10 protein-coding genes and 4 pseudogenes are annotated in these 12,519 nt (G+C 64.9%); 10 read left to right on the forward strand and 4 right to left on the reverse strand.

Annotation, left to right across the window (positions count from 1 at the left end):
• The 3 genes and pseudogenes from lnt to ccsB all read left to right on the forward strand — a co-directional run.
• Positions 1-718, forward strand: a 718-nt coding sequence (gene lnt, locus RHBS_RS15680; RefSeq protein WP_128645988.1) for an apolipoprotein N-acyltransferase, incomplete at its 5' end; no start/stop codon positions are given.
• 88 nt (positions 719-806) lie between these two features.
• A pseudogene (locus RHBS_RS15685) lies at positions 807-2,370 on the forward strand (cytochrome c biogenesis protein ResB).
• Positions 2,371-2,374: 4 nt separating this feature from the next.
• The gene (gene ccsB / locus RHBS_RS15690) at positions 2,375-3,337 is read left to right on the forward strand and encodes a c-type cytochrome biogenesis protein CcsB (protein ID WP_094650926.1); all 963 of its coding nucleotides are present in this window, start codon (positions 2,375-2,377) and stop codon (positions 3,335-3,337) included.
• A 9-nt stretch (positions 3,338-3,346) separates the two neighbouring features.
• On the opposite strand, the gene RHBS_RS15695 is transcribed toward ccsB, so the two are convergent.
• Genes RHBS_RS15695 through RHBS_RS15705 form a run of 3 tightly spaced genes read right to left on the reverse strand, consistent with a single transcriptional unit; the run spans position 3,347 to position 6,293 of the window.
• Positions 3,347-3,688: a DUF3703 domain-containing protein gene (locus RHBS_RS15695; protein ID WP_256987778.1), complete on the reverse strand. Its 342-nt coding sequence runs from the start codon at positions 3,686-3,688 to the stop codon at positions 3,347-3,349.
• Positions 3,689-3,694: 6 nt separating this feature from the next.
• Positions 3,695-5,902: a cation-translocating P-type ATPase gene (locus tag RHBS_RS15700; protein WP_128645989.1), complete on the reverse strand. Its 2,208-nt coding sequence runs from the start codon at positions 5,900-5,902 to the stop codon at positions 3,695-3,697.
• Positions 5,895-6,293 (reverse strand): metalloregulator ArsR/SmtB family transcription factor, encoded by a 399-nt coding sequence (locus RHBS_RS15705; protein ID WP_094650924.1) that lies wholly within the window; start codon positions 6,291-6,293, stop codon positions 5,895-5,897. The genes RHBS_RS15700 and RHBS_RS15705 overlap by 8 nt, the downstream gene beginning before the upstream one ends.
• Before the next feature lie 135 nt (positions 6,294-6,428).
• Here RHBS_RS15705 and RHBS_RS15710 point away from each other — a divergent pair, with 135 nt between their 5' ends.
• From RHBS_RS15710 to RHBS_RS15735, 6 genes and pseudogenes are all read left to right on the forward strand, one after another.
• Positions 6,429-7,088, forward strand: a complete 660-nt coding sequence (locus RHBS_RS15710) for a thioredoxin domain-containing protein (protein ID WP_094650923.1) — start codon at positions 6,429-6,431, stop codon at positions 7,086-7,088.
• Positions 7,063-7,697 (forward strand): annotated as a pseudogene (locus tag RHBS_RS15715) (vitamin K epoxide reductase family protein). The gene RHBS_RS15710 and the pseudogene RHBS_RS15715 overlap by 26 nt, the downstream one beginning before the upstream one ends.
• A gap of 55 nt (positions 7,698-7,752) precedes the next feature.
• Positions 7,753-8,388: a TlpA disulfide reductase family protein gene (locus RHBS_RS15720; protein ID WP_094651184.1), complete on the forward strand. Its 636-nt coding sequence runs from the start codon at positions 7,753-7,755 to the stop codon at positions 8,386-8,388.
• Positions 8,385-9,017 (forward strand): TlpA disulfide reductase family protein, encoded by a 633-nt coding sequence (locus RHBS_RS15725; RefSeq protein WP_128645990.1) that lies wholly within the window; start codon positions 8,385-8,387, stop codon positions 9,015-9,017. Before RHBS_RS15720 ends, RHBS_RS15725 begins: the two co-directional genes overlap by 4 nt.
• A pseudogene (locus RHBS_RS15730) lies at positions 9,014-9,846 on the forward strand (cytochrome c biogenesis CcdA family protein). The gene RHBS_RS15725 and the pseudogene RHBS_RS15730 overlap by 4 nt, the downstream one beginning before the upstream one ends.
• Positions 9,847-9,945: 99 nt before the next feature.
• The gene (locus tag RHBS_RS15735; protein ID WP_094651183.1) at positions 9,946-11,187 is read left to right on the forward strand and encodes an Nramp family divalent metal transporter; all 1,242 of its coding nucleotides are present in this window, start codon (positions 9,946-9,948) and stop codon (positions 11,185-11,187) included.
• 95 nt (positions 11,188-11,282) lie between these two features.
• On the opposite strand, the gene RHBS_RS15740 is transcribed toward RHBS_RS15735, so the two are convergent.
• Positions 11,283-11,735: a VOC family protein gene (locus RHBS_RS15740; RefSeq protein WP_094650919.1), complete on the reverse strand. Its 453-nt coding sequence runs from the start codon at positions 11,733-11,735 to the stop codon at positions 11,283-11,285.
• Between the two features lie 252 nt (positions 11,736-11,987).
• Between RHBS_RS15740 and RHBS_RS15745 the strand changes: the two are divergent.
• Positions 11,988-12,519, forward strand: a pseudogene (locus tag RHBS_RS15745) (transposase); the annotation flags it as partial.

Below are 12,519 nucleotides of genomic sequence, written 5' to 3' on the forward strand. Positions count from 1 at the left end.
CCCCGATGCCGCCGCACGGATCGACGCCGCAGCCCGCGCCGTCGGTGTGCCCATTCTCGTCGGCACAGTACTACGCCAGGGCGACGGCACCACGAGCAACACCTCGATCGTGTGGGATCCCGCCACCGGGCCCGGACAGATGCACGACAAGCGGCAACTGGTGCCGTTCGGGGAGTACCTGCCGCTCCGCACGATCGTCACCGCACTCTCTCCCTACGCCGCCCAAGCAGGACGCTTCGTTCCGGGTCAGGGTGACGGTGTCGTCGACGTCGCCGGAGTGCCCGTGGCGGTGGCCACCTGCTACGAGGTCGCCTTCGACTCGTTGCTCACCGACTCCGTTCGCGCCGGTGCCCAGCTGATCGCAGTGCCCACCAACAACGCCACCTTCGGTCGGACGAACATGACCTATCAACAACTCGCCATGTCGCGGGTACGAGCGGTCGAACACGGGCGCAGCGTCGTCGTTTCGGCCACCAGCGGAGTCAGCGCCGTCATCGATGCACGCGGGGAGGTCGTCGAGCGCACGGAGCTGTTCACCCCCGCAGCTGTCGTCACCGAGGTCTCGCTGAGTACCACGCTCACCCCGGCGACGATCACCGGCAGCGTTCCGGAATGGATTGCCGCCACCGGCGTTGTTGCGGCACTGGCGTTCTCGCTGCTGCGCCGACCACGCTCCACCACACCGAACCCCCAAACTACTATGTCGCGTAGTATTTAGATGGTGGTCGGTGAAGGGCGTGCGGAGATGACGATCGACGAACACCCCCCGTGCCCACTCGCCGGGACTGGTGCGCAGAACAGTGGCGATGCTGCGCAACCGGTGGCGACAACTGACGTCGATGCGTACAGCGCTGGTGCTGCTGTTCCTCCTCGCCGCCGCAGCAATCCCCGGCGCTTTGCTGCCGCAGCGCAATCTCAATACCCAGGCCGTCGATGCCTACATCGCCGCGCGCCCGGCTCTCGGGCCGGTGATGGACACGCTGGAACTGTTCGACGTGTTCGCAAGTTCCTGGTTCACCGCGATCTACGTCCTGCTGTTCGTGTCCCTGATCGGCTGTCTGACTCCCCGGTTGATCGAGCACGGCAAAGCTCTTCGCGCACAACCTGTTCGAGTGCCTCGAAACCTCACCCGACTACCGTTGCATCATTCGGGCACCCTCGCCGGCGACCCCGAGAAGGTGATCGCCGACATCGCGCCGCACTTGAAAGGGTGGCGCACCGTCGTTCGACCCGAGCCCGATGGCGCACTGACTCTCTCGGCCGAGAAGGGCTACACCCGCGAAGCCGGGAACTTGCTCTTCCACTTCTCGCTGATCGGCCTGCTCGCCGCTATCGCCATCGGCAAACTGTTCGGCTACGAAGCTCGGTCATCGTCATCGCCGACAACGGACCCGGTTTCTGCAACACCTCTCCCGCCGTCTACGACTCCTTCCGCGCCGGCAACAGCACCGACGGCACCGGACTCGAGCCGTTCTGTATCCGGGTCAAGGACTTCACCGCCGACTACCTCGAGAACGGTCAGGCCGAGATGTTCACCTCGAACATCTCCTACCAGAGCGCCGACGACATCGCCGCCGACACCTGGCGCGACTATCAACTCAAAGTCAACGAACCCCTCCGGCTCGGCGACGAACGCATATACCTCACCGGACACGGCTACGCCCCCGAATTCACCGTCACCTTCCCCGACGGCCAGACCCGCACCGAAGCCCTGCAGTTCCGCCCCGACGACGCCACCACGTTCCTCAGCAGCGGCGCGCTGCGATTCGACCCACCCGGGGGGACCTACGCCACCGCCGACGAACGCCGCCGAGGCCAGATCGCCATCGAAGGACTCTTCGCGCCCACCGCGCAATTCAACGGAAATCTGCTCTCCTCCCGCTTCCCGGAATTGGTCGATCCCGCTGTGGCAGTGGACATCTACAAGGGCGACACCGGTCTCGACACCGGCATCCCGCAGTCGATCTTCTCCCTGGACCAGGAGATGATCAACCAGGCCGGCTGGTCAAGCAGGACCGGGTCAACCTGCGGCCCGGAGAATCGACAACCCTCTCCGACGGCACCCTCGTCCGGTTCGACGGTGCCAAGGAATTCGCGAATCTCCAGGTCGGATACGACCCCGCGCAGCGGTGGGTCCTCGTGTTCGCGGTCACGATGATGACCGGACTGCTGGTGTCCCTGGTCATCACACGCCGGCGCGTCTGGTTCCGGGCCCACCTTGGCGAACACGGACTCTCGCGAGTGGACATGGGCGGCCTGGCTCGCACCGATCACGCCGGCTGGGGACCCGAATTCCAGACCCTCCGGTCACAGATCTGGCCGCAGACAACCCCGAGCGACTCCGAGACCCACGACAGAGAAACGGTGTAGCACCATGCCGATCGACGACACCCTCGCTCGTTGGAGCGACATCAGCTTCGAGACCGCCTTCGTGGTCTATCTCCTCGCAGCAATCGCATTCCTCGGCCAGCTCGCGTCGACCCGTAGCGCGGAGCTGCACAATATGGAGCGACTGCGCACGCGGGTGATCGCAGTGACATCGACGACGCCCGGACGCATTCCCGACGCACCCCGGCGGGTTCCGTCCGAACGCATGGGCCGTACCGGACTCGGGCTGGTGATGGTGGCGCTGACGTTGCATGTCGGGTCGATCGTTCTTCGCGGGATCGCCGCCAGCAGGCCGCCGTGGGGCAACATGTACGAATTCGTCTCGGTCACCTGCGCGGCCGGTGTACTGGCTGCACTGGTGGTGCTGCGCTCCAAGCAACTGCGCACCCTGTGGTTGTTCGTCCTGGTGCCGACGTTGATCCTCCTGTTCGTCGCCGGCACCGTGCTGTACGCCGACGCAGCACCGGTGGTACCGGCACTGCAGTCGTACTGGCTGCCGGTGCACGTCTCGATCGTCTCGCTCGGCAGCGGGGTGTTCTTGATCTCCGGGGTTGCGAGCGCGCTGTTCCTGATCCGCATGAAGCATCCCGAGGCCTCGGGGAGCAGAATGAGCCGAATCGTCGCCCGTCTGCCTTCCGCGCAGACACTGGACATCCTGGCGTACAAGACCACGATCTTCGCATTTCCACTCTTCGGCGTCGGCGTCATCCTCGGTGCCATTTGGGCCGAAGCCGCATGGGGCCGATTCTGGGGCTGGGACCCGAAAGAAACGGTCTCCTTCATCACCTGGATCGTCTACGCCTCCTACCTGCACGCCCGCGCCACCAGCGGATGGCGCAACACCCGCGCAGCATGGATCAACATCGCCGGATTCGTGGCGATGCTGTTCAACCTGTTCATCATCAACATGGTCGTCTCCGGCCTGCACTCCTACGCAGGCCTGAACTGATGACTCCCGCTACGTGCCCCCCAGCGCGTCCGCAAGGTCCTGCGGAATGGGCATCGGCGACATCAGTCCCGCCTCGACCCGGCCGGTGTTACCGGCCGGGTATCGCCCCGACCACGATCCTGGAGCAGCGACCACGATCCGAATCAACTGGCCCCAGGATTCGCGCCGATCATGTTCTGTCACCGCAGCTTTCAACATCGCGGCGTGGTTGCGAGTATGCAACCACGGATAGGGCTGCGAGAGGATGTGTGCTCGTTCGAGGTGGTACCAGCGCACCTCTGTTGTCGATGCCCCTGCTGCTGCGGTCATTTCGATCTCGTAGAGCCTGCGTGCAGTTCGATCACCTCTCACAGGTCTCTACCGCTGTCCGCGGAAGAGTTCGCCGTGCGCGGGGGTCGATGTGCAGCAGGTACATCCATCCGAGCACCCGGAGCTGCCATCGTCTGCTCCGATCGCCGATGGTGACGTTGTGGTGGTGGAGGCCAGTGGGTTCCCAGATGCGAGAGATGCGGTGTTCCTCGGCGTCGGAGCCGGAGCGCAGCAGGCATCCTCGAAGGCCGCTGCGGGTGCGATCGTGACGTTGAGGGCACCGGACGCCGCGGGCGGGGGCACGAAACCGTCCAAGGGGGTGGTGCGGGCGGCGCGAATCGCATTGGCTATGACCAGGACTTCGGCGAGTTCGTGGACGAGCACCACGGTGGCCAAGCCCAGGACACCGGTAGCAGCCAGTGGGACGAGCACGCCGATGATGGCAATCGACAAGGCGATGTTCTCGATCATGATGCGCCGGGCGCGTCGAGCGTGGGCCAGCACCTGCGGTAGATGCCGGAGGTCCTCACCCATGAGGGCAACATCGGCGGTCTCGATGGCAACGTCGGTTCCCATCGCGCCCATGGCGATCCCGACATCTGCGGTCGCCAAGGCAGGAGCGTCGTTGATGCCGTCGCCGACCATGGCAATCTTGCGTCCGGCCGCGATGTCGGTCAGCAGGGCCGCTTTGTCCTCGGGCAGTAGTTCGGCGTGGACGGCGGTGATGCCCGCCTGGGTCGCCAGGGCCTGCGCAGTGAGCGCGTTGTCGCCGGTGAGCATCGCAGTGTCGATACCGAGCGCGGTGAGTTGGCGGACAGCCTCGGCGGCCTCGGGCCGCAGTTCGTCGCGGACGGCGATCGCAGCGATCAGAACTCCGGCGCGTTCGACGAGAACGACTGTGGCACCGCTGCTTTGGAGACGAGCGACGTCGGCGTGGAACTCCTCGGAGCTGGGGTGTGTGTCGAACCAGCTCGGTTTCCCGAGCCTGATCGGGGCTCCGTCGAGGGTGCCGGTCAGGCCGTGCCCGGCGATGGCAGTGACATCATCGGCTGCCGCGACGGTTGATACGGAGGCCAGTACGGCGCGGGCGAGTGGATGCTCGCTGCGCGCTTCGAGCGCAGCAGCAACGGCCAGCGCGTCGTCGCGGCTGATTCCCGCAGCGGTGACGACGTCGACGACCTCCGGTCGTCCTGCGGTGAGGGTGCCGGTCTTGTCCAAGGCGACGACGCGAATGCGGCCCAGCTCTTCCACTGCTGCACCGCCTTTGATCAATGCCCCGTTGCGGCTCGCAGCCCCGATCGCCGCCACCACCGACAGCGGCACCGAGATGGCCAACGCGCACGGTGATGCCGCGACCAGGACCACCAGTGCGCGTTCGAGCCACAACATGGGGTCACCGAGCACCGCACCGACGCCAGCGACGAGTACGGCGAGAATCATGATCGAGGGCACGAGCGGACGTGCGATACGGTCCGCCAGCCGTTGGCCGGCCCCTTTGCGGTCCTGGGCCTGTTCGACGATGCGGACGATGCGAGCAAGCGAACTCTCCGATGCCGGCGCGGTGACGGTGACCTCGATGGCCCCGCCGCCGTTGATGGCACCGGCATGCACCTCGTCACCGACACCGGCTTCGATGGGCACGGACTCGCCGGTGATCGCAGACACGTCCAGATTCGTCGAACCGCGAGCGATGGTGCCGTCCGTGGCAGCTCGCTCACCCGGCCGCAGCACCATGATGTCCCCGATCACGACCTCGTCGGGGGACAGGGCCTGCTCGGTTCCACCGCGCAGGACAGATACCGTCGGCGGCACCAACGACAGGAGTGCGCGCAGTCCGCGGCGGGTCTTGGTGACCGCGTATTCCTCGAGTCCCTCGGCGACGGAGAACAAGATACCGAGCATCGCGGCCTCGGGGATCTGGCCCAATGCGATGGCACCGAGGAGCGCGATCGTCATCAGCGTGCCGACACCGATGCGTCCGTGGCGCAGATTTCTCACCGTCGCGGGAACGAAGGTGACGGCGGCGATCGCGGCAGCGATCAGAGCGCCGACGGTCGCAACCGCATCGGCACCCGTTCGACCGAGCAACCACGATGCGCCCAGGATGATCGCGGCGGCCGACGCGAGTTGCAGCTCGCGGACCTGCCACAACCTCGGGAGTGCATCGGTCGGAGCCGGACCTCCCGTGCCCGCACCGTCAGCAGTGGATTCGGTGGTCGGCGCTGCCGGGGTAGGTCCGCAGCACGCGTCAACCATGATCTACCCCGGTGAGATCAGTGGCGGTCGAGGCGGTGGGCAGTACCTCGGTCAGTGTCGCGAGCAGTCGGGTGCCGCGGTCGGTGAGCGCATACATGACCAACTTTCCCTCTCTGTTCGATGTGACGGCGTCCGCGGCTTTGAGTTTGCGGAGATGGTGGGAGACCAGCTTCTGGCTCTGTCCCACGATCCACGCGATGTCGCAGCCGCACATCTGCCCGCCGGCGTTCAACGCGAGCGCGATGGTCAGTCGGGTGGGGTCGCCGAATGCTCGGGCAGCGTCGGCGACGGGTTCGATATCGCCGAGCGCGGGCAGAGTAGCGCGAACCCTCTCGGCGTGAGGGAGGTCCATACACAACAGATCGCACGAGTCCAGAGGTTCCAAGGCCATGGTCACAATCTAACAATCATGCGATCGTTAGGGAAGGGCTTTGGTCAACGTTCGTACGATTGTTAGTGTCATAACGAGTCGAAACGCCCATATCGGGCCCATTGATCAGTCCGAACGAATCGAGAAGGTAGTTGTATGAGCCGAGCGTTGAAGATTTCCTTGTCCCTGGTGATCGTGTTCGCCGCCGCGTTGGCTGTATTTCTGATGGTGGATCGATCGGGGTCCCCCGATGCTGCCGCCGCCGAGCAGGCCGCGACCGACCCTGCCTCGATTGCGGTGCGCGAGAACAGTCATCGGTTGAACTCGGTGCCCGACGGCCGGGTCACGTTCGTGGAGTTCCTCGACTTCGAGTGCGAGGCCTGCCGATCGGCCTACCCGGCGATCGAGCAATTGCGTGAAGAGTACGGCGACCGGGTGAGCTTCGTGGCCCGCTACTTTCCCATCGCCTCCCACTTCAATGCCGAACGAGCCGCACGCGCAGTCGAAGCCGCGGCCCAGCAGGGCGGATTCGAGGCCATGTATCAACGCATGTACGAAACGCAGGCGCAGTGGGGCGAACAGCAGGTTCCGCAGGACGAGTTGTTCCGCAGCTTCGCCGTCGAGCAAGGGCTCGACATGAGCGCCTTCGATGCCGCCTACACCGACCCTGCGACGCTCGCGCGCATCGAGGCCGACGTCGCGGACGGGATCGCGCTCGGCGTGCAGGGCACACCGACGTTCTTCCTCAACGGCACCAAGATCGAACCCACCACGTACGGAGACCTCGCCGATGCCCTCGACGCTGCACTCGGCTGACCCCGCAGCCGCTCTCACCCGACGCAGCGGACCGTTCGCTCGAAGCCTGCCCTGGCTGCTGTTGGTGGGCGGCCTGATCGGACTGACCGCCGCGTTCGTGCTCACAGTGGAGAAGTTCGCTCTGGCGCTCGATCCCGCCTACGCCCCGACCTGCAGCATCAACCGGTGCTCAACTGCGGATCGGTGATGGACACCCCGCAGGCGTCTGCGTTCGGATTTCCCAATTCCCTTCTCGGGATCGCAGGCTTCGCCGTCGTGGCGGCAGTGGGTGCCGGCCTTCTCGCCGGTGCGGTGTTCGCACAGTGGTTCTGGGGTGCGATGCAGGTCGGTGTCACTGCTGCCGCAGTCTTCGTGCACTGGCTGATCGCGCAGAGCCTGTACGACATCGGCGCCCTGTGCCCGTACTGCATGGCGGTGTGGGCGGTCACCGTACCGATCTTCTGGTACGTCACGCTGCGCAACCTCGACCGCGGGGCTCCGAGTGCGGGCCGGCGGCAGTGGGTGGGAGTGTTGATGCGCAATCACTCGATTCCACTGACCGTGTGGTACCTGACGGTGATTGCTCTTATCGCACAGCGCTTCTGGTCGTATTGGTCGACACTGCTATGACCGGCGACATGTGTTCGCCTCGTGCGCGGTGCCCGCGGTGCGGACAGTCGAAGCGATGAGAGGCAGCGGAACGGTGGTGATGCTCGTGCTTATGGTCGCAATGATCGCGGCACTGTGGCCACGATCCGGTGGCATCGAGCGCGGCCCGTCAGAGGCCATCGCCGACAATGCCGCGCCGGTCGTATCCGAACCCGCACGGTCCCGCCCACCAGGTGACGCGGCACGAGCAACAGCGCTACCGCTGTGTCCGCCGCCGGTACCGCGCGAAGGCGGTCCGCTGGCGGGAGTGATAGCGCGCTGCATCGGCAGCGACAGCGACAGCGATGCCGATCTCGCCGACGTTCTCGGCAGTGAGGTGACGTTGATCAACCTGTGGGCATCCTGGTGCGGCCCGTGCCGCACCGAGATGCCCGTAGTCGATGCCTACGCCGCAGAACCCGACGCGATCCCAGTCATCGGAATCAACGTCGAGGACCGGCCCGCGGACGCGGCCGCGCTGGTCACGCAACTGGGCGTCCGCTATCCGAACTACATCGACGGCGGCAGCGTCCTGGACGCGCTCTCGGCACCGCCGGTCCTTCCCTTGAGCTTTCTCCTCCGCCCGGACGGAACGATCGAGCGCGTCACCGACCCGACGGTGTTCGAGATGACAGACCAGATCCGCACTGCAGTAAAGGATTTCACCTCATGACACGTCTCCCACCAGTGTGGGTCGGTGCGCGCCGTCAAGGCACCACGCCCACCGCGGCAATCGGATCGATTCTTGCCGTCGTACTACTGATCTCCGGATGCTCCGACGGCGCACAGGCTGCATCCACGGGAGGTAGCTTCGACTTCGTCGCCCCCGGCGGTCGAACCGACATCGTCTACGATCCCCCCGAAACACGCGGTACCATAGGCGAACTCGCCGGCCCCGATCTGATGGAGGAAGGCAAGACGACCGCTCTGTCGGACTACGACGGCAAGGTGGTGGTGATCAATCTCTGGGGTCAGTGGTGTGGCCCCTGCCGCGGCGAAGCCGACGACCTCGAAGAGGTCTACGAGACCACCCGCGAGCGCGGCGTGCAGTTCCTCGGTCTCAACGTCAGAGATCCACAGAAGGACAAAGCGCAGGACTTCGTCGTCGACAACGACGTCTCCTACCCCTCGATCTACGACCCTTCGATGCGGACACTGGTCGCCCTCGGCGGGAACTACCCGACCAGCGTGATCCCCTCGACGCTGGTACTCGACCGTCAGCACCGCGTGGCCGCGGTCTTCATGCGCGCCCTGCTCACCGACGATCTCCTTCCCGTCGTCGAACGGATAGCCGCGGAATGACGACTCTTCTCGCCCAGGACATCGGGTCGGCCTTCCAGAACGCGGCATCGAGCGGGCCACTGCTGCTCGCGATCGCGGCATGCACGCTCGCCGGGTTGGTCTCGTTCGCCTCACCCTGCGTGGTGCCGCTGGTGCCGGGATACCTGTCCTACCTGGCAGGAATCGCCGGTGCCGACGCCCAATCAGCCGATACCCGATCGCCCGGCACCTCGACCATCGGCACCTCGTCGACGGAGCTGGCGAATCGCTGGCGTGTGGCCGGCGCAGCGTCGTTGTTCGTTGCCGGGTTCACGATCGTCTTCGTCCTCGCCACAGCCTCGATCTTCGGAGTCATCGGCACCTTGCGCATCAACGAGCAAGTACTCCAACGAGTCGGCGGCGTCATCACGATCATCATGGTGCGGCGTTCATCGGATTGATACCCGTTCTGCAACGCGACACCCGATTCGCACCTCAGCAGATCTCGTCCCTCGCTGGAGCGCCGCTGCTCGGCGGTGTGTTCGCGCTCGGCTGGACACCGTGTCTGGGTCCCACCCTCGCCGGCGTTCTGTCTGTTGCGGCAGGAACCGAAGGTGCAACCGCAGCTCGCGGGGTCACTCTCATCGTCGCGTACTGCATGGGGCTCGGCCTACCGTTCGTCGTCCTCGCGTTCGGTTCGAGTTCGGCGATGCGCGGGGTGGGGTGGCTTCGGAGGAACTCACAGAAGATCAAGGTCGCGGGCGGTGTCATCATGATCGCCGTCGGCATCGCTCTGCTGACCGGAGTATGGGGATTGTTCATCGCCTGGATCCGCAACGAATTCGTCAGTGCAGTGATCCTGCCCATCTGATCGAGATGTCGCCGAACCACCACGCCGCATTGCATTGTTCGGGTAGCCGAACTATATTTTCAGGGTCCTGACATACTGTTGGTGCCGGAGGGTGTGGTCATGTCTGTGCTGCAGCGCCGATCGTCTCGGCCGCCCTCGAGGTTTCGGTCGGGCCTCGTTCTGCTCGGACCCGCTTTCGTCGCAGCGATCGCCTACGTCGACCCCGGCAATGTCGCCTCCAACGTCAGCGCCGGGGCGCAGTTCGGATACCTGCTGGTCTGGGTGATCGTTGCCGCGAACGTGATGGCCGGTCTCGTCCAGTTCCTCTCCGCCAAACTCGGCATCGTCACCGGAATGACACTGCCCGAAGTCGTTCGCGAGAAGTCGAGCAGGACTGTGCGACTGGCATATTGGGGGCAAGCAGAAGTGGTCGCCATGGCGACCGACCTCGCCGAAATCGTCGGCGGTGCGATCGCCCTCTACCTGCTCTTCGACCTGCCGCTCCTGATCGGCGGCCTCATCACCGGGGCCGTATCGATGATCTTGCTGATGGTCCAGGATCGCCGGGGCCAACGGCCCTTCGAGTTCGTGATTCTCGGGCTACTCGGTGTCATCGCCGTCGGATTTCTTGCCAGCGTCGTCGTGGAACCGCCATCGTTCACCGAGGCCGCGGCCGGTCTGATTCCGCGGTTCGACGGCGCGGAAAGCGTGTTGATCGCCGCCGCGATGCTCGGTGCGACGATCATGCCGCACGCGGTGTACCTGCACTCCGGTTTAGCACGTGACCGGCACGGACACCCCGAGGCAGGGCCTGTCCGTCAGCGGTTGTTGCGGATCACCCGGATCGATGTCGGGTTGGCGATGCTGCTGGCCGGTGCAGTGAACATGTCGATGCTGCTGTTGGCGGCATCGACATTGGGGGGCCGCGAGGGCGTCGATTCCATCGAAGGAGCCCACGCAGCAGTAGGGGACACTCTGGGGCCGGTGGTAGCACTGCTGTTCGCGGTGGGCCTGCTGGCCTCGGGCCTTGCATCGACATCGGTCGGGGCGTACGCCGGCGCGATGATCATGGATGGGCTACTACGTAAGCGCATTCCGATTCTGGTGCGACGACTGGTGACACTTGTTCCCGCACTGGCAATTCTGGCAGCAGGAGTCGACCCCAGTCGGGCACTGGTCGTCTCGCAGGTCGTGCTGTCGTTCGGTATTCCGTTTGCGTTGATTCCCTTGGTGCGGTTCACCTCGGACCGCATCCTGATGGGCGGCGATGTCAATCACCGGATCACGGCATACGCGGCATGGCTCATCGCGGGAATCGTCGTCGCACTCAACATTGCACTGATCTATCTGACCGTGGCCTGACTGCGCGCGGGTGGACGTGTCGAGCATGCGCTTATTTCACACGCGTAGCGCATCGACGGGCGTCCGGGTCATCGAGTTTCTGCTCGAGGGTGGGGTCAGGGTGCGCCGTTGCTTGCCGTGGCGGGCTCGTGTTGGCTTTTTTCATTGGTATGGAAAGTGATCAGATTGCCGTCGGTGTCGACAGTTGCGAACTCCGTCGTTCCCCAGTCCGTCGAGACGGGACGACCCGCGTCTGCGGGATGGAGAACTCCCGCGCGGGACATCTCGGCGTAAAGGTCGTTGATCTCGTCCACGGCGATGCGGCAGCTGGCTGTGCCGGCAAGGAACGTCTCGGCTCCGCTGCATACCGGCCATGCCGCAGGGTCTGAACGGGTATTCCAGCTGTCGTCGTCGGCGGCCCACAAGTGGATCTCGACGTCGTCGCGGGTAAGCCTCGCGAAAGTCGGGTCGGTGTACCGGGTCGTGAAGCCGAACGCGCGGACGTATATCTCTACAGCGGTGTCGATGTCTCGTACCGGCAGCGCAGGTACCACTTTCGACATGCTCATAGGCAACACTAACGCCGACGGGCCGGAGGAGAGGAGCCGAACCCACCTCAATTGCTGGCGCTCAGTGCATTCGACTTCTGACACAGTGAACGCGACTCCTGAAACTGACAGGATTACCCATGTCAGTTTCAGAAGTGGGCGTCATAAATTCCTGGGGTTTTACCTCCGATTGCAGTCGTCTTCTGACATTCTGAGTGCAGAAGTGGACTGCACAATCGGTCGGTCACGCAGGCCGGGCGTTCGGAGGCTGCGATGGACGCGGACAAGTTCGATGTCGCCGAGACTGGTGTGCTGACCGCGTCGGCGGAGCAGTGGGAGCAGGCACGGTCACGGTTCGCAGTGCTCAGCGAACTAGTGGATCGATCCTCGATCGGTACCGCAGTGGTGGAGGATGCAGCGCAGCAGTTGGGGGTCTCGCCGCGGCGTGTGTACGTGCTGCTGTCCAGGCTCCGGAATGGGGGAGGGTCGGTCACAGATCTGTTGGTCTCCGCTCCTGTAGGCGGGCGCGGCCGCTCTCGGATGCCGACCGAGGTGGAAGAAGTGATCGCCGAGCACATCAACCGCGAGTTTCTGGCTCGCCAGAAGCTCAGTGTCGCAGCACTGCATCGACGTATCGCGCTCGCCTGTCACCGTGCGGGATTCCCTATCCCAGCCCGCAACACAGTCACCGCGCGGATCGCAGCGATGCACCCGGGCCGCGTCGCACGGTCACGTGGCGGACCGGACGCCGCCCGATCGCGGCAGTCCGCGGGCGATGTCCCGCCGCCGGTGACGGCGGTTCTCC

The sequence above is a fragment of the Rhodococcus sp. BS-15 genome (genome assembly GCF_000813105.1).
Classification (GTDB): Bacteria; Actinomycetota; Actinomycetes; order Mycobacteriales; family Mycobacteriaceae; genus Rhodococcoides.